Raw genomic sequence first — 19,262 nt, forward strand, 5'->3', positions numbered from 1 at the left:
TTCCGACAAAAGCCAGGACGCATATTCTCCGCACACGTGGCTCGCAACTTGCGTGCTGCAAAGGGAAATTCCCCGCATCATCCGGAACCTTTTTGCCGCTTGCGCCGTTCAGCCGACGGCTGGAGCTTCTCCGGCTTGGAGCTTTTTTGAGAACATGGAGGGGGCATGCGGTTTGCGGCGGTGCTGAACCGGGACGGTGGCACCTTGCGCACCACCGACCTGAATGCCTTTCGCGATCGCATGCGCGACCTGTTGGAGGCGGCAGGCCACTCCATCGATATCGACGTGGTCGCCGGTAAGGACATCGTGCCGGCATTGGAAAACGCGGCTTCGCGTCGCGGCATCGACGTGGTGCTCGCCGGCGGCGGCGATGGCACGATATCGGCCGCGGCGGCGCGGCTGATGGGCAAGAAAAAGGCGCTGGCCATATTGCCCGCAGGCACCATGAACCTCTTCGCGCGCGGGCTCGGCATCCCGCAGACGCTCGATGCAGCCTTGCGATCCTTCGCCGATGGCGAGGTGATGGCGGTGGACATTGCCACCGCCAATGGCCGGCCTTTCGTGCATCAGTTCTCGATCGGCATGCACGCCAAGATGGTGCAGCTACGCCAGAACATGGAGTTCGGCTCCCGACTGGGCAAGATGCGGGCATCCGCGAAGGCGGCTTGGCAGACGATCAAGAATCCGCCGGCGATGACGGTCATCCTGACCATTGGCGAGGCCGAGATCACGGCCCGAACCACCGGCGTCGGCGTCACCAACAACCTGTTTGGCGAGGGTCACCTGCCCTTTGCCGACAACCCGGCGGGCGGCGTGCTCGGCATTTATGTCACGGTCGCCCGGCAGCGCGCCGAACTGATCAAGTTCTTCTTCAACGTCGCGCGTGGCAAATGGCGTGACAATGAACATGTTGAGATCCATCAGACGGAGCGGGCTGTGCTGAAGATCCGGTCGGCGGCCAGGAAATACCGCGCCGTCCTTGACGGTGAACTTATCAAGCTCGAGGACGAAATCACCATCGAAATCCATCCGGGCGCCTTGAACGTGCTGGTGCCGCGACACGCCGTGCGGGCAAAGGCGGCCTGATGCAGGGGCAGCCAACGAGAAACAGACGACTAGCCGCTCGGAGCGCTGCCTTGTTCGGTGGTCGGCGATTTCGTGTACTCGCCGTAAATCTCGACTATGCCCCAGACGACAAAGGCCAGGAGAAGTCCCGCAATCAGGATCCGCAAGCCGTGCCAGCCCCAGTGTCCCTGACGCGCTTTGTTTTCAGGAATGGTCTTGGGCATAGCCGTCCTCGATGCGATGTGGACGCGTTGAGCGTCTCTGGCAAAACATCTTCGGGTAACGGTTCCTTGCTACGAAGGTTCCGCGTTTGGCCAAGCCCTTCGCCGGCAAGTCGGCAAGGCGAAGTCGGAGGGCTCGCGAGGAAGCGTTGGGGACGCTGGTGAACAAGACGGCGAAAACGGCGTCGAGCCTGCCGGCCGAAGTATTGCACGTCGTCAATGACGCCGGCCGGCTGGCCGTGCTGCACGGCTTGCAGGCGCTGAATACGATGGCTGACGCCGACTTCGACAGCGTCAGCCGCCTTGCCGCGGCCGCCATGCGCGCACCAATCGCGCTGGTTACGCTCGTCGACGTCGAGCGGCAATGGTTCAAGTCGCGTGTCGGCCTGGACGAGATTGAGACCGCAACCGACATCTCCTTCTCCGCCCATGCGATTGCCGCGGGCGGCGAACTGATGGTGGTACCCGACGCGACCTTGGATCCGCGTTTCAAAGCCAACTCACTGGTCACGGGCAAGCATCACATCCGCTTCTTTGCGGGCGCGCCGGTGACCGTCGCCGGCGCCAGGATCGGAACGCTGTGCGTTTTCGACCGCAAACCCCGTCCCCATCCATCGCGCGTCAGGCTCGACCAGTTGAAGGCGCTGGCAGGGCTCGCCGCCAGCCTGTTCACGCTGAAGGACGCGACGCGCAGCGGCGCCATCGCCGAGGCGGCGCTGGCGCGCGAAGAAAAACGGCGCGCCATAGCGCTCGACGCGGCATCGCTTGCCAGTTGGGCCTGGGACATCCGCACCGACATGATCGATTGCGACGTTCTGCTGCCGGAATTGTTCAATCTGCCGCGATCGAACCGGTTGCGGGCGCGCGACATCCTGATGGCAATAGATCCACGCGACGTCTATCAGACCGAAACCGGCTTCCGTGACGCCTTGGCCGGCGGCGACGACTATTTCGGCGAGTACCGCGTGAAAGGCCTCCATCCGCCGCGCTGGCTGGCGACACGCAGCCGTGTCATCGAGCGCGACGGCGATGGCAAGCCGACGCTCATCTTCGGGGTCAACTACGACATCTCGGAGCGCAGGCTTGGCGAGGAACGGCAGCGGCTGCTGCTGCGCGAACTCAATCACCGCGTCAAGAACACGCTGGCGACCGTTCAGGCGCTGGCGACGCAGACCGTGCGCCACGCCCGCCAGCCGAGCGCGTTCCTGGAGGCCTTCGGCGCCCGGCTCCAGGCACTCGGCATCGCCCATAATCTCCTGTCCGACCGGGAATGGCGCGGCATCGGCATCCGTGAACTCGTCCAGATCGAGGTGAGGCCCTTCGACACTGCCGAGCAGCTGCGCATGACGATCACAGGTCCCGATCTGTTGCTGTCGCCCGACCAGGCGGTGGGGCTGGGCCTGATCCTGCACGAACTGGCCAGCAACGCCCTGCAATATGGATCGCTGTCGGCGACGTCCGGCAAGGTCGATCTGAACTGGAAGATGCAAGGCAGAAAAAGCGACCGGCGCCTTGTCCTGACCTGGCGCGAAAGCGGCGGTCCTGCGGTTGCCCCGCCCGAGCGGCATGGTTTCGGCTCGATCCTGATCCGCCGCAGCCTGGCCAAGGTCATCTCCAGCGAAGTGGCGCACGAGTTCCGGCCGGAAGGCGTCTTTGCCGAAATATCCATGCCGCTGGAGGATCTCTCCAAGTGACCGAAGTGACCGGCCCAGCCAAATCCGGGTCAGCCTTAATCCGGCTCAGCCTTCAATCAGGATCGCCGCCAGCCGGCCCGCCGGGACCTGGCTTCACGTTCTCGCGGTAAATGGCATAGGCCGCCAACGCCACGGCGGGACCGAGAATGGCTCCGAGGCCGCCCTTTCCCTTGAGCAGCGCCGGCAGTGCGGCCAGTGCGGCGGTGACGCCGATTGCCGTCATGTCGGCCTTGCGCCGTTCTGCCCGGCGCCGTGCGCGCGAGCCGGCCGAGAAGCGATAGATCAGCAGGATCAGGCCCGCGACGATCAGAAAGCCAAGGCCGAATCCCAACGCCGCCGCGAGCGGACCATAGCGGTCCGCAGCCCAGATATAGCCGGCCCCGATCAGGAAGCCGAGACCGCACAGCGCCGCGAGGGCGGCAAGCGCATAGACGATTGCAGCCGTGCGCACGCGGCGCATGGCTGCAACGGTTTCGCCCGAAGCCAGGCCCGACACAAGGGAAGCCAGCAATCCCATTTGGGCGAGACTAGCGGCGCGCCAGGAGCGCGAACAGGAAGCCGACGCCGGCGGCGATCGCCAATGAAGTCACCGGCTTCTCGCGCACGCTTGCCGCTATCTGCGCCTCTATATCCCTGGTGTTGCTGCGCAGGCTGTCAAAGGCTGCCTCGCCTTGGGCGCGCAGATGCTCGACACCTTCGGCGGCGGCACGCCGCGCGGTGCCGTATCCATGCTCGCCTGTCTTGGCCAACTGCTTCGTGAGCTTGTCGATATCGGCCTTCAACTGCCTGATATCGGCTTCGAGGTCCGAGTTCGCCCGCGCTTCGCTTGCGGTTTTTCCTGCGGCAGCTGCCATTACTTAACTCCTTGTGATTGCTTTGGTTTCAACGCGCTGCATGTCTCAAGGTTCCGAGCTCTCGGATAGACCGGGGCATGATCCGGAAAGTGGGTACCGGGTTTCGGAAAAGATCACGCTCAACCTAATAGATAGAGGCCATCCCGGTTCCATCGGGATGAACTCTATCTCAAAACGATTCCTCCTGCATCCGGTCAGATCAGTGGCCGCCGTTCCTCGCCCAGCCCCTCCCAGCCGGCAAGCTGCTTCAACCCTTCATGATCGATGATCTCGCAGCCGCCATCGCGCCACGCGATCAGCTTGCGATCCATCAGCTTGCGAATCGTCTTGTTGGTATGGACCGACGACAGGCCGAGCGTATCGGCGATGTGCTGCGGCTGCCGATGAAGGCGATGAGATAGGCGGTGCGCTCGATCGCGCTGCGGCGGCCGACGCTGAGCAGGTTCCCATCCAGCATCCGCTCCTCGCGCGACGCGATCCAGGTGATGTCATAGGCCAGGCCCGGATGGTTGCGGACAAGCTCATGCAGGGACTCCCGCTCGAACATGCAAAGCAGCATCGGCGACAAGGCTTCGACGGAATGCTGCATTTCGCCCATCACGCTGCCTTGCAGCCCGATGAGATCTCCAGGGATGGCGTAGTTGAGGATTGACGGCGGCCATCCGACAACAGCTTGTAGCGGAAAGCCCAGCACGACAGCACCGTGTAGAGATGGGTGCTGCGGCGTCCTTCCACCAGCACCGTTGCGCCCTTGTCGACCGCGAGCTCGCCTTTCTTCAATTTATCGATGAAGACCAGTTCCGATCTCTCGAATTTACGGAAACCCGGCAGCGGCCGCAGTGGGCAATTCTCGCAATCATACCGGCGGCTGGAGGAAGCAAGGCCGTTCTGGATTGACATTTCGACCGCTCCTCGAGAACCGCGGGCTCAGCCGCTGCGGTGGCATGTCTTTTTTAAATGACAGCGCATCAAATAGCGATCATGACTCGCTGCGTTTCAAGGAGCCATTGCCTGTGTCGCCTTTGCTTGACGGATTGCGCATTCTTGTCCTGGAAGATGAATTTCTCATCGCCATGGATGTCGAGCAGCTTTGCCGTGATCACGGCGCCGGCGACGTGGTGCTTGTCCGCGACCTGGCCGAGATCGATGGCCGACAGGTTGCCACCCAATTCGATGCGGCGATCGTCGACCTCATGCTGGGCGGCACTCCGACCTTCGACTTTGCATCGCGCCTGCGCGAAACGGGTGTGCCCTTCGTCTTTGCCTCCGGTTATTCGGATGCGGAAGAGATCAAGGCTGCCTTTCCAGGGATAAGGCTGGTCAGCAAACCTTATTCGGGCGAAGATCTTGTCGAAGCGGTGGCCCTGGCCTGCGGACGAGTCCCGCCCGCCTGACGGCGTCGCATTGCGTAAGAGCCGGAGCGGCCGCGATGGCGATCCTGTCAGCCGTTTCGATGCGACGCGTTTCAGTGCGCCGCCGTGCCCGTGACCTGTGCTGAGATTGCATCGGGACCGTACTCGTCTTCGCCGGAGATTTTCAGTATCTCCTGCAGGCGCGTGCGGGCTCGGCTGACGCGGCTCTTGATCGTCCCGACCGCACAACCGCAAATCTCGGCCGCTTCCTCATAGGAGAAGCCCGAGGCGCCGATGAGGATGATGGCCTCGCGCTGGTCTTCGGGCAACTGCTCGAGTGCACCGCGGAAATCCTTGAGGTCGAGCTGGCCGTGCTGGGCGGGATGCACCGCAAGCCTGGCTGTCATAATGCCGTCGCTGTCCTGCACCTCGCGGCCGCGTTTGCGCATCTGCGAATAGAACTCGTTGCGCAGGATGGTGAAGAGCCATGCCTTCAGGTTGGTACCGGGCTGAAAGCTCTCATGCTTGTCCCAGGCCTTGACCAGCGTTTCCTGAACGAGGTCGTCGGCCTTGTCGGCATTCTGCGTCAGTGACACTGCGAAGGCACGCAAGCTCGGTATTGCCCCAAGCAGATCGGTCTTGAAGCCTTGTGAGACCGTTGCCATGCCTCAGTCCTTTTTCTGTGCGGGCTCGGCCCGCTCCAGTTGGCTGAGCAACTGCGCGAAGCGATCCGGCACATCGTCGGAGACCAGCTCGTCATAATACTGCTTGAGTTTGCGTCCGATTTCGGAATTCGGCCCGAGCGGGTCGCCCACGCCGTTCCGGCGCCTGCTTGCGGCGCCAGTCGAGACATCTTTCGTCATTTCCTTCATTTCGCCCTTTAATCCAGCCCCATAGCCGCTCAACATAACTCAACACAACGCAAGCGGCATCCTCGTCTGGTTGCCCATCCCCAATTCAAACGCCGTTCAGGCGTATTAGTTCCCGGGCCCGGAACTTTTTGCGAAAGCCCGCGTTTGTGCCGTTGGGGCTTGCAATGGGGCTTGACCTGCATTTTTAGTCAATCACGTCATCTGAGGGAGACGTCCGTCATGAGTTTATCCGCCACCATCGCTCCGCATCTGCCGTTCCTGCGCCGCTTCTCGCGTGCCGTATCGGGATCGCAGGAGAGCGGCGACGCGCTGGTTGCCGCGATGCTCGAGGCCATCATCGCCGATGTCGACATTTTTCCCGAGGCATCCAGCGACCGCATCGCGCTGTACAAGGTCTTCGCCAAACTGTTCACATCCGTCGCCATCCGCGTTCCACAGGAGCAGGCGCAATCGGCATGGGAACAGCGCGCCGCGGCCAATCTCAATGCCATCGCGCCGCTCCCCCGTCAGGCCTTCCTTCTGGTGGCCGTCGAGGGTTTCAGCGAGGATGAGGCGGCCGAAATCCTTGGCGTCGGCGAACAGGAATTCTCAGAACTGCTTGCCCAGGCGAGCAACGAGATTTCCCGCCAGGTGGCGACCGACGTGCTGATCATCGAGGACGAACCGCTGATCGCCATGGATATAGAGGAGATGGTCGAGAGCCTGGGTCATCGCGTCGTCGGCACGGCCCGCACCCATGCCGAAGCGGTGACGATGTTCGGCAAGACGCGGCCGAAGATGGTGCTGGCGGACATCCAACTCGCCGACGGCAGCTCGGGCATCGAGGCAGTGAACGAGATCCTGTCGTCGACTTCGGTGCCAGTGATCTTCATCACCGCCTTTCCCGAGCGGCTCCTGACCGGCGAGCGCCCCGAACCGGCCTTCCTGGTGACGAAGCCGTTCAACCCGGACATGGTCAAGGCGCTGATCAGCCAGGCTCTGTTCTTCGACCGGCAGGCGAAAGCAGCCGCATAGCCGTGCGCATCTGAAGCCGCCGCAAGAGCGCGAAAAAGCAAGGCACGGCCAGCCGACGGTTCCGCTGGCCGTGCCTTGCTTTTTCGCGCCACGATGGTGCGCGGGGGATCGTCTTTTTCGGCAAAAAGTGGAACAAACCGCATCCACCCACGTTTTTCTCGCATAGTTGGAAGGAGATGGAACCATGCTTTACTGGGCGCTCGTATTTCTCGTCGTGGCAATCATCGCCGGCGCGCTTGGTTTCGGCGGCATTGCCGGCACATCTGCCGGGATAGCGCAGATTTTGTTCTTCATCTTTCTCGCTTTCCTCATCATTTCGCTTCTCGCCGGCCTTTTCAGGCGGGCGTGAGCGATACCAGCCGAACACTGGAAGCCGCACCCCTCAAACGGTTTCCAGCCACCGCCGGGCAGTGTCCCTCAAGGACGCCGCCCGGCGGACCGCTTTTAGGCGTCCGGTTCCCGTAAAACCTGCCTTGGAACCCATTGGACAGTGAGCCGTTCAGCCTGAGTTGGGTGGACAGGTCGGATGCGTTCCAGGGCTCGAGATACCAAGAAGAACGAGCGGGGCGACGAGGTCATCGCCCTGCATCCCGCCGAAAGCGGGATGCAACTTGGCCGGGCGCTTCTCCACGCACTGCACAATGCCGGCATTTCCGTCCTCTACCAGGACCGAGACATGAAAACCGTCTGGGCGCGCAACATGCGCGCACCCTGGGCCGACAGCAGCGAGGGCGACGGCATCCTGCCGCCGGCACAGGCCGACCGCATTGGCGCTGCCAAGCGCAACGTCGTCGCAAGCGGCGATCCGCAGCGCCTTGAGATCGGCGTCCCGATGGAGGACGGCATGCGCTGGTTTCAGGTCTGGATCGACGCCGACCATGGCGAGGCCGGCGACGTGCAAGGTGTCGTCACCACCATGGTCGAGACGACCGAGCAGCGACGCCGCGAACAGACGCTGACGACGCTGTTGCGCGAAGTCACGCACCGCTCGAAGAATTTGCTGGCGATCATCCAGAGCATCGCCACCCAGACGGGGCGCTATTCCGATAGCATCGGCGATTTCCTGACCCGCTTTCGCGGCCGGCTCCAGTCGCTGGCCTCCTCCCAGGATCTGGTAACCTCCTCCAACTGGCGCGGTGCTGCCCTTCGCGAACTCGTCGCCGGTCAGGTTGGCCGCTACGGGACGGACGCGTCGCACAGCCTTCGCTTCCGCGGCGCAAATCCTTACCTCAACCCCAACGCCGCGCTGCACATCGGCCTTGCGATGCATGAACTTGCCGTCAACTCGGTCAGCTATGGCGCCCTGGCGCGGCCGGAGGGCTTCGTCGAAGTGACCGCCGTCCTCGACACCGCCGCCGATGGCGGCGTTGCCCTGTCGCTGACCTGGGCAGAAACCATAGGGACCGACAGCAACCAAGAGGGCAAAAAGCGCTTCGGCAGCGTCGCACTGGAACGGGTGGTGCCCTCTTCCCTGAACGGAACGGCGCGCCTCGATATCGCGGATGGTCGCCTCGAATACCATCTCGTTGTTCCGAACGGCAATTTCGAGACGGAGTAGGTGACCGCCATTTTTTAACCGGCTGTTCACCATAGAAGCAGATGCTGTTTTGCAAGATACCATGGAACTGCCGAGCCGACGAGCATGCTTTCGAGGGCTTTGCCGCAGCACAGTGGGGAGGAGCGCCTTGACGGTCGCCGACATGAACAGACTGGAGCAGGCCGCTCGCATTTCGATGGGCGAATTCCAGGATCCCGAGACATCCAAGGCGTCGCCGGTTTCCCACGGCATCCTGCCCATCATCGCTCCGGCGCTGGCCGCGGCAATTGTCCTAATCGCCCTGTCCCAGTTAGCGTGATTCCCGCTCCAGCGTTGGCGCGCACATCGCTGGGGATTTTCGGTGGCCGAGGCATGGGAAGCCGCGCCCAGAAAAAGACTCTCTTCACCAACAATAAATTGGAGCAGCAAAGGCCGTTTTTTCATGCTAAGTGACGGCTGGAGCTTATTAAAGTGAGGACACGAAGTGAGGAGTGACCCTATGCGGAAAATTCTTATCGCCCTGGCTGCCGTGGTCGCCGTCAGCGGCTGCACCTCGACCGAGCAGGATGTCGTCGGCGGCGGCTTGATCGGCGCCGGCGTGGGCGGCTTGGTCGGCGGCGGCAAGGGCGCGCTGATCGGCGCGGCCGTCGGTGCCGGTTCGGGCCTGCTGGTCCGCAACCTGCGCAATGGGTACTGCCAGTATCGCGATCATCGGGGTCGCATCTACACGGCGCGCTGCAACTAAGGCAATTCCGGGAAAAGCGCGGAGCGGTTTTCCCGCCGGAATTGCGAGCAAGGAGCGGATCGGCGACCTATCAGACGCCGAACCGCTCCGAGCAAATTAAATCCCACCGCTGTCAGGCTCGTTCGCGAACCCGGCAGCGGTGCGAAAATTGTCGGTCGCGTGAGGCCTGGAGCGGCCCGACGGCATTCACGCCGGCAGCGGAATCCTGATTTCCACATTCAATCCGTCATCGCGATAATCGCGATGGATCGTGCCACGCAGTTCACGCGTGACATTGAGGTCGATCAATTTGGTGCCGAAGCCGGTCGTGGCCGGCGCGTCGACCTTCTTCTGCCCGGTTTCCTGCCAGCTCAAAGCCAAGACCCGGTCACGCCCGCGCCCTTCGACCGTCCATTCGATCCTGAGGGCGCCGACCGTATTGCCGGCCTCGCCATATTTCAGCGCATTCGTTGCCAGTTCATGGAAGGTGAGGCCCAGTGCCTGCGTCGTGGTTTCGTCAAGCAGCACCTCCGGCCCGGACAAAAGCTCTTCCGGCAGCTCCTTTCCGAACACCTGGCCAAGCTCGATGCGCAGGAGGTCACCGAGATCCGCCTTCTGCCAGCGCGAGCGCGTCAGCATGTCCTGGGACGCGGCCATTGCCTGCAGCCGGGCCGAGAACGATGCCGAGAACTCATTGACGTCGCTGGCACGTGACGCGGTCTGGCGCGCGATCGCCAGCACTCGCGTGATCGAATTCTTGATGCGATGCTTCATCTCCTGCAGCATCAAATCCTTTTCGAGCAGGCTCTTTTCCGTCGTCTCGTGCAGCAGCGACGCTGCCTCGTAGGCTCGCTCCTGATAGCGCGCGACGAGCGCGATGGCGCCGGCCAGCAGCAGCCCGAACAGGCCGAGCATGACCGGGATGGCCCGCGACGATGGCTGCGAGAAGGCGCTTGTCGGCCTGAACTGCACGGTCCACGGCCGGCCCGCCACGCTGATCTTGCGAGTAACCAGCAGCCTGTCGCCGAAGGCCGAGACGGGCGGCGTCTCCGACCGGAACAGCAGATGATCCGGATCGACCGCGCCATCGTAGATTTCGGTGTTGACCGGCAGCAGCGGCGCGCGGCTGAGCGCGATCTGGAACAGCTCCCTGGCCCGGAAGGCCGCGTAGAGAAAGCCTACCGTCGAGGATCGCGATGCGTTTATGGCATCAGGTGCGGTCTCGACGTTGAGCCGCACGAACACGAGAAAGCCGGTGAAGGTCTGTGCTGCACCCGTCTCCTGGCCGAGTTGCACCAGCCCGCTCGCGTGCTGCTGGTCATCGGCCATTGCCTTCTCGATTGCCGCGCGCCGCACCGGCTCGGTGAACATGTCATAACCGATGCTGGCCTTGTTGGACGGGTCGAGCGGCTCGAACAGCACAATGGGCGTACGCCATGGCTGCGTCGTATCCGGATAGATCGCACGCCTGACGCCCTGGTCATGCAGCATGTCGCGTTCGACCGCTGCCTCGTCGCCTGCTTTCACCAGCCGGAGAAAGCCGATGCCGCGCAGGCCGGCGAAATTGGTATCGACATTGAGAGCATCGAAGAACGCTTTGAACTCGCTCTGCGAGATGTCGCCATTGCGGGCGTCGAACAAGGCTTGCGACGAGCGCAGCAGCGACAGCTGCAGGTCGATCCGGCTCTCGATTCGATTGAGCGCATCGTCCGCGGTCGCGTCAAACTTGATGCGAGCCGCCTCCTGCGTCGCGAAATAGGCGAACCCCGCCATCGTCATGCTGATCAGCGCAACGGCAACGAAAGCGACGATTGGAAAAAGCTTCTTCAACGGATGATGCGGCCCATCAGCATGTGCGCCCTTTATGGGCAAGTCGCTTTGCCAATACAATGGCAAGGCCAAGCCATCCCGCCGGCTGGCATATCACATGACCGGCAGATCGGGACCTTGCGACCAGGCGGTAACCGGGCAGGCTTCAGGCAGCGATCTTCAGCGCGCCTGGTCCGGGAATGGCGCCGGGCGGACATTTGCCCAGGATGATCATGCCCAGTACCTCGTCCTGGGTCACATCGCTGGTGCGGGCAGTGCCGACGACCTGGCCGTTTTTCATGACGCACACCCGGTCGGCCAGTTCGAACACGTCGTGGATGTCATGGCTGATCAGGAAGATGCCGATGCCGTCGGATTTGAGCTGCCTGACCAGTTCCCCGACCTGGGCCGTTTCCTGCGGTCCAAGTGCTGCCGTCGGCTCGTCCATGATCAGGATGCGGGCATTGAACAGGATCGCGCGTGCGATCGCCACCGACTGGCGCTGCCCGCCCGACAGCTTGATCACCGGCTCCTTGAAGCGCTGGAAGCGGGGATTGAGCCTGCCCATTACCTTGCGCGCCTCGGCCTCCATGGCGACGTCGTCGAGCGTGCCCCAGGCGGTTCTCAGCTCGCGGCCGAGGAACAGGTTGGCGGCGGCGTCGACATTGTCGGCGAGCGCCAGGGTCTGGTAGATCGTCTCGATGCCGTATTTCTTGGCATCGCGCGGATTGGAGATGGAGGCCTCTTCGCCGTTGACGAAGATTTGGCCCGCGTCGCGCTTGTAGGCGCCCGACAGAATCTTGATCAGCGTCGATTTGCCGGCGCCGTTGTGGCCGAGCAGGGCCACGACCTCGCCGGGGAAAAGATCGATCGAGGCATCGTCGACGGCGCGAATGCCGCCGAACGCGATTGAGATGTTGCGCATGTCGACCAGCGGGTTGCCGGCGGGAGCGATCCTGTCAGCCATGATTGTCCTCCTCCCTCAAACGCGTTTGCGATAGACGGTGTCGAGCCACACCGCGATCACCAGCACGGCGCCGACGACAATGCTCTGCAGCGGCGAGTCGACGCCGAGCAGCACCATGCCGGATTGCAGCGACTGCATCAAAAGCGCGCCCAGCATGGCGCCGATGATGGTTCCCGAACCGCCGGCGAGCGACGTGCCGCCGATGACAGCCGCTGCGATCACCAGCAATTCATCGAGCGTTCCGAGCACGTTGGTGGCCGAGTTCTGCCGGGCTGACGAGATCGCGGCGGCGATCGTGGCCAGCACCCCCATGATCATGAACACTTTCATCGTGATCCAGCGCGTATTGATGCCGGCGAGGTTGGCTGCTTCCGGATTGCCGCCGATGGCAAAGACATAGCGGCCGAAACGGGTGCGTTTGGTGATGAAGGTCATGACCAGCCCGACGGCGATGGCCATCAGCACCGGTATGGCGATGCCGTGGGCGATGAACAGACCGCCCTCGGGCACGGTGATGTTGTTGGCGGCTGCATATCTGTTCACGATGCCGACTGGCCACGGATAGGAATTGGCCAGCCAAACCGCGCCCATGATGACGGCGCAGGTCACCACGCCGATCAGCGTCTCGGCCCAGATCGGACGCAGCGGGAAACGGAAGCGCTTGCGCTGCACCCGCCCGTTGAACAGCGCAAGCACCACCGCAAGGCAGGCGGCGATACCGACCACCCAGCTCCAGGTCGCGCCGATCGATCCGGCCGGGCCGCCGCCCATCAGCTGGAACGTCGTGTTGAGCGGCGCCACCGTCTGGCCGCTGGTGACCCACCATGCCGCACCGCGCCAGACCAGAAGTCCGCCCAGCGTGACGATGAAGGCCGGCACTTCGAGATAGGCGATGACGAAGCCCTGGAATGCGCCGATCAACAGGCCGAGCACCAGGCCGATGACCAGCGCCAGGACCCAGATCCAAGGGTTGCCGAGCTCGAGTCCGACCATCCGCACCAGGAAGTGCACCTGGGCGAAGCCCATGACCATGCCGATCAACCCTTCGGCGGAACCGACGGACAGGTCGATATTGCGCATGACGATGACCAGCACCATGCCTGAGGCCATGATGGCGACGGCCGAGGTCTGCACCGACAGGTTCCACAGATTGCGCGGCGTGAGGAAGGTACGGCTGTCGAAATCGAGCGGATTGACGCCGAGACGCAGGCTGGACAGGACATGCAACCCGATCCAGATCAGCAGCAGCGCGCCGATCATGCCGAGCATGCGCGTGTCGATCTCGGTCGCCTTCAGGAACCGGGCGACGGCGCCGAGTTCCGACGCACGCGCGGTGTCGGCCTGCGGGTTGGACGTCGTGTCGGTCATGATTTTCTCCCACCGGCCTGCCCGTCTGACGCGGATGCCGGAAGCCAGCCTAGAAGTTACCCGCCCGGGGCGGAAAAACAAATCTTCTTGAAAAAACGCCGCGGCCTGGTAGCCGCGGCGTTCATCGCTTGAAATGGAAGATCAGTTGCAGGCCGCGACGCTGCCCGCCGCGACGCCAGCACAGACCTCGTCTTTCTTGATCCAGCCGGCGTCGATGACGACGTTGAGATTGTCCTTGGTGATCGCAACCGGGGTCAGGAACAGCGATTTGACGGTGTTCCCGCCAGGCGTGGTGAAGTCCTTGACGCCGGCGATATCGGTCATCTTCTTGCCGTCGGCCAGCTGCGAGGCGATCTCGGCGGCATTCTTGCCGAGTTCACGCGCGTCCTTCCAAACCGACACGGTCTGCGTGCCGAGGGCGATGCGGTTCAGCGCCGCGTGGTCGCCGTCCTGGCCCGACACCGGAACGGTGCCGGCCAGGCCTTGAGCCGTCAACGCCGCGACGACCCCGCCGGCAGTGCCGTCATTGGCCGCGACCACCGCGTCGACCTTGTTGTCGTTGGCGGTCAGGAACTGTTCCATGTTCTTCTGCGCGTTGGCCGGCAGCCAGCCATCCGTATAGGCTTCGCCGACATTCTTGATCTTGCCGCTGTCGATGGCATCCTTGAGCACTTCCATCGAGCCGGAGAACAGGAAATCGGCATTCGGATCGGCACCCGAGCCCTTAATGAAGACGTAGTTGCCTTCCGGCTTCACCTTGAACACTTCGCGGGCCTGCATGCGGCCGACTTCCTTGTTGTCGAAGGTCAGATAGAAGACGTCCTTATTCTCGATTAGGCGGTCATAGCCAACGACCGGAATGCCTTCGTCGAGCGCTTTCTGCACCGCGGGGCCGATGGCGGAGGCGTCCTGCGCCAGGATGATCAGCGAATTGGCGCCCTGCGAGATCAGGCTCTCGACGTCGGTGAGCTGCTTGCCGGGATTGGACTGGGCGTCGGCGGAAATATACTTGTCGCCGGCGGCTTCGATCGCCTTCTTCATGGCGGCCTCGTCGGTCTTCCAGCGCTCTTCCTGGAAGTTCGACCAGGAAACGCCGATGACCTTGTCCTTCGCCTGCGCGACCGACGCGAGCGTCAGCGACATGGCGACACCCGCCAGGATGGCGGCTGTGAATCTCTTCATCTTAATCCTCCCTGCGCCGCGTATGGCGCGACCAAACAGGCCCTTAGGCCGGCACAAAGGCTCTATTTTTTCGAGCCTCGAAAAAACACTGATCCATCGTCGGAACGCTGTCAACGCCGATTCTGATGTATTTTGATGCCCTCGGGAATTTTTTTCGAGCTCCGGAATAAATAATGACAGCCAAGGCCGGTTCTGCCAGTATCTGACGGTCGTCGGGGCCTGGGGAGAGAACGCGGCGACCGGGAGGATGCGAGGAACATGTCGGTCGGAATCCGCCACGACGATCTGCGCCGACGCAACCGGGCGATGGTGATCGCGGCCGTGCGCCGTGCCGGGCAGCCATCGCGCACCGAGATTGCCGCGACCACCGGGCTCAGCCATTCCACCATATCGGCGATCTCCTCCGACCTGATTGGCGAAGGCATCCTGGCGCAGAGCAAGCCGAGCGAGGCCGGTGCGCTGAAACGCGGCCGGCCGCAGGTCGGCCTCAGCCTCAACCCTGAAGCCGCGGCGGTGATGACCGTGGTGCTGTCGCTGAATTTCCTCTCCGTCGCAGTCATCGACTATGCCGGGCAGGTGATATCTGAAGAGCAGCGCCGGCTGGACACGCTGACCCTGTCGCGCGAGGCGCTGATCGATGAATGCGTGGCCATCGTCAGGCGGCGGTTCGAAGATCCCGACCTCGACGTCGGCAGCATCGCCCGTATCGCGCTGGCGATCCAGGGCATCACCGACACGGATGCGCGCACCATGCTGTGGTCGCCGATCACGCCGCAGACCGACATCGCCTTCGCCGACATACTGGAGACCGAGTTCGGCATTCCCGCCACCATGGAGAACGATTGCAACATGATGGCGGTGGCGCTGCGCTGGCGCGATCCCCAGCGCTACCGCGACGACTTCATCGCCATCCTTTTGTCGCACGGCATCGGCATGGGCCTGGTGTTGAAGGGTGAACTGTTCACCGGCACCCATTCATCCGGAGGCGAGTTCGGCCACATGATCCATCGCCCCGGCGGGGCGCTCTGCCGCTGCGGGCGGCGCGGCTGTGTCGAGGCCTATGCCGGGAACTATGCCATCTGGCGCAACGCTAGGCAGCTTGGCGAGGACACCGAGCCCGTCGACGTCAGCGACGCCGACATGCGCACCCTGGCGGCCTCGGCGCGCGAAAAGGACGGGCCGGAGCGCGAAGCCTACCGCAAGGCCGGCGAGGCGCTGGGCTATGGCCTTGGCAGCCTGTTCGCCCTGATCGATCCGGCGCCGGTCGCCATGGTCGGCGTCAGCGCGGCCGCCTTCGACCTGATCGAGCCGGCATTGCGCGAGGCGATCGCCCAGACCGCCGGCGGCCAGCACTCGAAATCGATTTCCTTCGACACCGAGCCGAACGAACTGCCGCTGATCCGCGAGGGTTGCGCCATGCGCGCGCTGACCTTCGTCGACCAGGAAATTTTCGCGCCGGGGGCACAAGCGAAATCAGGCATAGGCGAGAACGTTGCGTGACATATCCCTAGTCTTCGCGGATCGCATACCCCGCGCCCCGAATGGTGCGGATCACGTCAGGCATGCGGCCATTGTTGACCGCCTTGCGCAGCCGGCCGACATGCACGTCCACCGTGCGCTCGTCGATATAGATCGTTTCGCCCCAGACATTGTCGAGCAGCTGACTGCGCGAGAACACGCGGCCCGGGTGGCGCATCATGAATTCGAGCAGGCGGAACTCGGTCGGCCCGAGCCGGATCTCGCTCTTCTTGCGGTAGACCCGGTGCGATTCACGGTCGAGCACGATGTCGCCGACCTTGAGCACGCTGGACAGAACTTCGGGCTTGGCGCGGCGCAGCAGCGCCTTGACGCGTGCCATGAATTCCGGGGTTGAGAACGGCTTGACTAGATAGTCGTCGGCGCCGGTGGAGAGACCGCGCACCCGGTCGCTTTCCTCGCCGCGCGCCGTCAGCATGATGATCGGCAGCCGCTCGGTCTCGGGCCGCATCCGGAGACGGCGGCAGAGTTCGATGCCGGAAACCGCCGGCACCATCCAGTCGAGCACAAGAAGGTCAGGGACATTCTCCTGCAAGCGGATCTCGGCTTCGTCGCCGCGCGTCACCACCTCGACCTGATAACCCTCCGATTCCAGATTGTAGCGGAGCAGCACACCCAGCGGCTCCTCGTCCTCCACCACCATGATGCGTGGCGCGATCATCGACTGGTCACCCCTGCCGTCACGCCGCTGGCGCCGACATCGCCGTCTCGTCCTGCTTCGGGCGATTGGCGGGCAATTGCGTGCCGGTCAGCACATAATAGGCATTTTCGGCAATGTTGGTCACGTGATCACCGATGCGCTCGAGATTCTTGGCGCAGAACAAAAGATGCGTGCAGGCGGTGATGTTGCGCGGATCCTCCATCATGTAGGTCAGCAGCTCGCGAAACACCGATGTGTATTTGACGTCGATGCGTTCATCGTCGGCGCGCAGCTTGGCAAGTGCCGCGGAATCGCGCGCCGCATACTCCTCGATCACCCCTTGCACCTGGATCAGCACCAGCTGCGCCATGACATCGATGGAGTGCGACAGGTCGCGCGGCGTGGCGGCCAGGCCGACGGTGCCGACGCGCTTGGCGATGTTCTTGGCGAGATCGCCGATGCGTTCGAGATCGCCCGCCATGCGGATCGAGCCGACGACATGGCGCAGATCGTCCGCCATGGGCTGCCGCTTGGCGATCAGGGTGATGGCGCGGTCGTCGAGTTCGCGCTGGCGCGCATCCATGATCGCGTCGTCGGAGACGACGCGCTGGGCGAGCGCGTTGTCGGAATTCAGGAGCGCCTTGGTGGCGCCGCCGACCATCGATGAGGCGAGATCGCCCATGTCGCGGATCAGCCTGCTGATCTGTCCGAGATCTTCGTCAAAGGCTGCGACTGTATGTTCGGCCATGATCTTGGTCCTCGTGTGCGTGGGATCAGCCGAAGCGGCCGGTGATATAGTCCTGCGTGCGCTTCTCGCGGGGCGACGTGAAGATCTTCTCCGTGCGGTCGAACTCGACCAGCTCGCCCAGATACATGAAGGCGGTCTGCTTCGATACGCGCGCCGCCTGCTGCATGTTATGGGTGACGATTACGATCGTATAATCGGCCTGCAGCTCGTCGATCAGTTCCTCGATCTTGGCGGTCGACAGCGGATCGAGTGCCGAGGCAGGCTCGTCGAGCAGGATGACCTCTGGCTTCACGGCCACCGTGCGGGCGATGCAGAGGCGCTGCTGCTGGCCGCCCGAAAGGCTGAGGCCACTGGCGTTGAGCTTGTCCTTGACCTCGCTCCACAGTGCCGCGCGCTTCAGCGCCTGCTCGACACGGCCGTCCATCTCGGCCTTGCTGAGCTTCTCATAGAGCCTGACGCCGAACGCGATGTTCTCGTAAATCGACATCGGGAACGGCGTCGGCTTCTGGAACACCATGCCGATCTTGGTCCTGAGCAGGTTGAGGTCCTGCGACCGGTCGAGGATGTTCTGGCCGTCGAGCAGCACCTGGCCCTCGGCGCTCTGCTTCGGGTAGAGCTCGTAGATGCGGTTGAAGACGCGCAGCAGCGTCGACTTCCCGCAGCCCGAAGGCCCGATGAAGGCGGTGACGCTGCGCTCAGGCAGCGACAGGCTGATATCCTTCAGCGCCTTCGACTGGCCGTAGTAGAAATTGAGGTTCTTGACCTCGATCTTGGCTTTCTCGACCGCGACTTCGGGCGTGTTCAACTCGGTGGACAACATCGGTTTCATCTGTCCTCTCTGCGTCCGGTAAGGCTGCGGGCGAAGATGCTCAGCCCGAGAACCGTAAGGGTGATTATGAGTGCGCCGGTCCACGCCAGCTGCTGCCATTCCTCATAGGGGCTGAGAGCGAACTGGAAGATGGTGACGGGCAGGCTGGCCATCGGCGCGTTGAGATTGCTCGACCAGAACTGATTGTTGAGCGCGGTGAAGAGCAGCGGCGCCGTCTCGCCGGAAATGCGGGCGATGGCCAGCAATATGCCGGTGACGATGCCCGACAGCGCCGCACGGTAGGCGACCGAGCGGATGACCACCCAGCGCGGCGCGCCGATCGCGGCGCCGGCCTCGCGCAGGGCGTTCGGCACGAGGTTGAGCATGTCCTCGGTGGTGCGCACGACGACCGGGATGACCAGGATGGCCAGCGCGACGGCGCCGGCGATCGCCGAGAAATGCCCCATCGGCCGCACCAGGAGTTCGTAGACGAACAGGCCGACGATGATCGAGGGTGCCGACAGCAGGATGTCGTTGATAAAGCGCACGATGGTGGTGAGGCGCGAGAAGCGGCCATATTCGGCCATGTAGGTCCCAGCGAGGACACCGATCGGCGTGCCGACGATGACGGCGATGACGGTCATCATGATACTGCCGTAGATGGCGTTGAGCAGGCCGCCGCCATCGCCTGGCGGTGGCGTCATTTCGGTGAACACCGAGAGCGAAACACCCGACAGGCCCTTATAGAGCAGTGCGCCGAGGATCAGCGCCAGCCAGGCCAGGCCGATGCCCGCCGCCGTGACGCATAGCGTCATCATCACGGCATTCCTGCGCTTGCGTCGATTGTGAAGCGATGTGGCCGTCGACATCG

General features: G+C 63.2%; 22 protein-coding genes and 1 pseudogene. 9 read left to right on the forward strand and 14 right to left on the reverse strand.

Annotated features, from left to right (window positions below; all coding sequences use genetic code 11):
* The first annotated feature begins 165 nt into the window (after positions 1 to 165).
* The gene (locus tag LB533_RS00120; protein WP_224676404.1) at positions 166 to 1,086 is read left to right on the forward strand and encodes a diacylglycerol/lipid kinase family protein; all 921 of its coding nucleotides are present in this window, start codon (positions 166 to 168) and stop codon (positions 1,084 to 1,086) included.
* Between the two features lie 29 nt (positions 1,087 to 1,115).
* Here LB533_RS00120 and LB533_RS00125 read toward each other — a convergent pair whose 3' ends face one another.
* Positions 1,116 to 1,289 carry a hypothetical protein gene (locus tag LB533_RS00125; RefSeq protein ID WP_181165417.1) on the reverse strand — a complete coding sequence of 58 codons (174 nt, stop codon included), beginning with the start codon at positions 1,287 to 1,289 and terminating at the stop codon, positions 1,116 to 1,118.
* A gap of 158 nt (positions 1,290 to 1,447) precedes the next feature.
* Here LB533_RS00125 and LB533_RS00130 point away from each other — a divergent pair, with 158 nt between their 5' ends.
* Positions 1,448 to 2,980: a sensor histidine kinase gene (locus LB533_RS00130; protein ID WP_224676405.1), complete on the forward strand. Its 1,533-nt coding sequence runs from the start codon at positions 1,448 to 1,450 to the stop codon at positions 2,978 to 2,980.
* Positions 2,981 to 3,032: 52 nt separating this feature from the next.
* Here the strand turns inward: LB533_RS00130 and LB533_RS00135 are convergent, their stop codons facing one another.
* The 3 genes and pseudogenes from LB533_RS00135 to LB533_RS00145 form a co-directional block, all read right to left on the reverse strand.
* The gene (locus LB533_RS00135; protein ID WP_224676406.1) at positions 3,033 to 3,497 is read right to left on the reverse strand and encodes a hypothetical protein; all 465 of its coding nucleotides are present in this window, start codon (positions 3,495 to 3,497) and stop codon (positions 3,033 to 3,035) included.
* A gap of 10 nt (positions 3,498 to 3,507) precedes the next feature.
* Positions 3,508 to 3,834, reverse strand: coding sequence for a YqjD family protein (locus LB533_RS00140; RefSeq protein WP_224676407.1), 327 nt, complete (start codon positions 3,832 to 3,834; stop codon positions 3,508 to 3,510).
* 194 nt (positions 3,835 to 4,028) lie between these two features.
* Positions 4,029 to 4,734: pseudogene (locus LB533_RS00145) on the reverse strand (Crp/Fnr family transcriptional regulator).
* A gap of 113 nt (positions 4,735 to 4,847) precedes the next feature.
* On the opposite strand from LB533_RS00145, the gene LB533_RS00150 reads away from it, so the two are divergent.
* Positions 4,848 to 5,228, forward strand: coding sequence for a response regulator (locus LB533_RS00150; RefSeq protein ID WP_224676408.1), 381 nt, complete (start codon positions 4,848 to 4,850; stop codon positions 5,226 to 5,228).
* Positions 5,229 to 5,299: 71 nt separating this feature from the next.
* Here LB533_RS00150 and LB533_RS00155 read toward each other — a convergent pair whose 3' ends face one another.
* Both LB533_RS00155 and LB533_RS00160 read right to left on the reverse strand, forming a co-directional pair.
* A complete protein-coding gene (locus LB533_RS00155) occupies positions 5,300 to 5,851 on the reverse strand; it encodes an RNA polymerase sigma factor (protein ID WP_140500591.1) in 552 nt (183 codons plus the stop codon).
* A gap of 3 nt (positions 5,852 to 5,854) precedes the next feature.
* A complete protein-coding gene (locus tag LB533_RS00160) occupies positions 5,855 to 6,058 on the reverse strand; it encodes a NepR family anti-sigma factor (RefSeq protein ID WP_140643594.1) in 204 nt (67 codons plus the stop codon).
* 219 nt (positions 6,059 to 6,277) lie between these two features.
* On the opposite strand from LB533_RS00160, the gene LB533_RS00165 reads away from it, so the two are divergent.
* The 5 genes from LB533_RS00165 (at position 6,278) to LB533_RS00185 (ending at position 9,354) form a co-directional block, all read left to right on the forward strand.
* Positions 6,278 to 7,072, forward strand: coding sequence for a response regulator (locus LB533_RS00165; RefSeq protein WP_140500589.1), 795 nt, complete (start codon positions 6,278 to 6,280; stop codon positions 7,070 to 7,072).
* 184 nt (positions 7,073 to 7,256) lie between these two features.
* Positions 7,257 to 7,421 (forward strand): DUF1328 domain-containing protein, encoded by a 165-nt coding sequence (locus LB533_RS00170; RefSeq protein ID WP_006203859.1) that lies wholly within the window; start codon positions 7,257 to 7,259, stop codon positions 7,419 to 7,421.
* Positions 7,422 to 7,598: 177 nt separating this feature from the next.
* Positions 7,599 to 8,630, forward strand: coding sequence for a sensor histidine kinase (locus LB533_RS00175; protein WP_224676409.1), 1,032 nt, complete (start codon positions 7,599 to 7,601; stop codon positions 8,628 to 8,630).
* 127 nt (positions 8,631 to 8,757) lie between these two features.
* Entirely contained in the window at positions 8,758 to 8,928 is a 171-nt protein-coding gene (locus tag LB533_RS00180) for a hypothetical protein (RefSeq protein ID WP_224676410.1), read from the forward strand.
* A 180-nt stretch (positions 8,929 to 9,108) separates the two neighbouring features.
* Positions 9,109 to 9,354: a YMGG-like glycine zipper-containing protein gene (locus LB533_RS00185; protein WP_224676411.1), complete on the forward strand. Its 246-nt coding sequence runs from the start codon at positions 9,109 to 9,111 to the stop codon at positions 9,352 to 9,354.
* Positions 9,355 to 9,540: 186 nt separating this feature from the next.
* Here the strand turns inward: LB533_RS00185 and LB533_RS00190 are convergent, their stop codons facing one another.
* From LB533_RS00190 to xylF, 4 genes are all read right to left on the reverse strand, one after another.
* Positions 9,541 to 11,163, reverse strand: coding sequence for a CHASE domain-containing protein (locus LB533_RS00190; protein WP_224676412.1), 1,623 nt, complete (start codon positions 11,161 to 11,163; stop codon positions 9,541 to 9,543).
* Positions 11,164 to 11,308: 145 nt separating this feature from the next.
* A complete protein-coding gene (locus LB533_RS00195) occupies positions 11,309 to 12,109 on the reverse strand; it encodes an ATP-binding cassette domain-containing protein (protein ID WP_140554172.1) in 801 nt (266 codons plus the stop codon).
* 15 nt (positions 12,110 to 12,124) lie between these two features.
* On the reverse strand, positions 12,125 to 13,477 hold the full coding sequence (locus tag LB533_RS00200; protein ID WP_140643604.1) for a sugar ABC transporter permease: 1,353 nt from the start codon (positions 13,475 to 13,477) through the stop codon (positions 12,125 to 12,127).
* A gap of 141 nt (positions 13,478 to 13,618) precedes the next feature.
* Entirely contained in the window at positions 13,619 to 14,659 is a 1,041-nt protein-coding gene (gene xylF / locus LB533_RS00205; RefSeq protein ID WP_140500579.1) for a D-xylose ABC transporter substrate-binding protein, read from the reverse strand.
* A gap of 258 nt (positions 14,660 to 14,917) precedes the next feature.
* On the opposite strand from xylF, the gene LB533_RS00210 reads away from it, so the two are divergent.
* Positions 14,918 to 16,159: an ROK family protein gene (locus LB533_RS00210; protein ID WP_224676413.1), complete on the forward strand. Its 1,242-nt coding sequence runs from the start codon at positions 14,918 to 14,920 to the stop codon at positions 16,157 to 16,159.
* 7 nt (positions 16,160 to 16,166) lie between these two features.
* Here LB533_RS00210 and phoB read toward each other — a convergent pair whose 3' ends face one another.
* The 4 genes from phoB to pstA are packed head-to-tail and all read right to left on the reverse strand — an operon-like array spanning position 16,167 to position 19,260.
* Positions 16,167 to 16,856 carry a phosphate regulon transcriptional regulator PhoB gene (gene phoB / locus LB533_RS00215; RefSeq protein WP_010911896.1) on the reverse strand — a complete coding sequence of 230 codons (690 nt, stop codon included), beginning with the start codon at positions 16,854 to 16,856 and terminating at the stop codon, positions 16,167 to 16,169.
* Positions 16,857 to 16,875: 19 nt separating this feature from the next.
* Positions 16,876 to 17,583, reverse strand: a complete 708-nt coding sequence (phoU, locus tag LB533_RS00220; protein ID WP_140643607.1) for a phosphate signaling complex protein PhoU — start codon at positions 17,581 to 17,583, stop codon at positions 16,876 to 16,878.
* Between the two features lie 25 nt (positions 17,584 to 17,608).
* The gene (pstB, locus tag LB533_RS00225; protein WP_140554179.1) at positions 17,609 to 18,412 is read right to left on the reverse strand and encodes a phosphate ABC transporter ATP-binding protein PstB; all 804 of its coding nucleotides are present in this window, start codon (positions 18,410 to 18,412) and stop codon (positions 17,609 to 17,611) included.
* The gene (gene pstA, locus LB533_RS00230) at positions 18,409 to 19,260 is read right to left on the reverse strand and encodes a phosphate ABC transporter permease PstA (protein WP_224676414.1); all 852 of its coding nucleotides are present in this window, start codon (positions 19,258 to 19,260) and stop codon (positions 18,409 to 18,411) included. The genes pstB and pstA overlap by 4 nt, the downstream gene beginning before the upstream one ends.
* Positions 19,261 to 19,262 lie beyond the last annotated feature (2 nt).

The sequence above is a fragment of the Mesorhizobium sp. BR1-1-13 genome (genome assembly GCF_020165515.1).
In the GTDB taxonomy this organism is placed as follows: Bacteria; Pseudomonadota; Alphaproteobacteria; order Rhizobiales; family Rhizobiaceae; genus Mesorhizobium.

Excerpts from the sequence above, each read along its gene's own strand:
- pstB (WP_140554179.1), bottom strand. The coding sequence starts at position 18,412 with ATGAAACCGATGTTGTCCACCGAGTTGAACACGCCCGAAGTCGCGGTC.
- LB533_RS00140 (WP_224676407.1), bottom strand. The coding sequence starts at position 3,834 with ATGGCAGCTGCCGCAGGAAAAACCGCAAGCGAAGCGCGGGCGAACTCG.
- xylF (WP_140500579.1), bottom strand. The coding sequence starts at position 14,659 with ATGAAGAGATTCACAGCCGCCATCCTGGCGGGTGTCGCCATGTCGCTG.
- LB533_RS00155 (WP_140500591.1), bottom strand. The coding sequence starts at position 5,851 with ATGGCAACGGTCTCACAAGGCTTCAAGACCGATCTGCTTGGGGCAATA.
- LB533_RS00195 (WP_140554172.1), bottom strand. The coding sequence starts at position 12,109 with ATGGCTGACAGGATCGCTCCCGCCGGCAACCCGCTGGTCGACATGCGC.
- pstA (WP_224676414.1), bottom strand. The coding sequence starts at position 19,260 with ATGTCGACGGCCACATCGCTTCACAATCGACGCAAGCGCAGGAATGCC.
- phoU (WP_140643607.1), bottom strand. The coding sequence starts at position 17,583 with ATGGCCGAACATACAGTCGCAGCCTTTGACGAAGATCTCGGACAGATC.
- LB533_RS00175 (WP_224676409.1), top strand. The coding sequence starts at position 7,599 with ATGCGTTCCAGGGCTCGAGATACCAAGAAGAACGAGCGGGGCGACGAG.
- LB533_RS00120 (WP_224676404.1), top strand. The coding sequence starts at position 166 with ATGCGGTTTGCGGCGGTGCTGAACCGGGACGGTGGCACCTTGCGCACC.
- LB533_RS00185 (WP_224676411.1), top strand. The coding sequence starts at position 9,109 with ATGCGGAAAATTCTTATCGCCCTGGCTGCCGTGGTCGCCGTCAGCGGC.
- LB533_RS00210 (WP_224676413.1), top strand. The coding sequence starts at position 14,918 with ATGTCGGTCGGAATCCGCCACGACGATCTGCGCCGACGCAACCGGGCG.
- LB533_RS00165 (WP_140500589.1), top strand. The coding sequence starts at position 6,278 with ATGAGTTTATCCGCCACCATCGCTCCGCATCTGCCGTTCCTGCGCCGC.
- LB533_RS00160 (WP_140643594.1), bottom strand. The coding sequence starts at position 6,058 with ATGAAGGAAATGACGAAAGATGTCTCGACTGGCGCCGCAAGCAGGCGC.
- LB533_RS00125 (WP_181165417.1), bottom strand. The coding sequence starts at position 1,289 with ATGCCCAAGACCATTCCTGAAAACAAAGCGCGTCAGGGACACTGGGGC.
- LB533_RS00135 (WP_224676406.1), bottom strand. The coding sequence starts at position 3,497 with ATGGGATTGCTGGCTTCCCTTGTGTCGGGCCTGGCTTCGGGCGAAACC.
- LB533_RS00170 (WP_006203859.1), top strand. The coding sequence starts at position 7,257 with ATGCTTTACTGGGCGCTCGTATTTCTCGTCGTGGCAATCATCGCCGGC.
- LB533_RS00200 (WP_140643604.1), bottom strand. The coding sequence starts at position 13,477 with ATGACCGACACGACGTCCAACCCGCAGGCCGACACCGCGCGTGCGTCG.
- phoB (WP_010911896.1), bottom strand. The coding sequence starts at position 16,856 with ATGATCGCGCCACGCATCATGGTGGTGGAGGACGAGGAGCCGCTGGGT.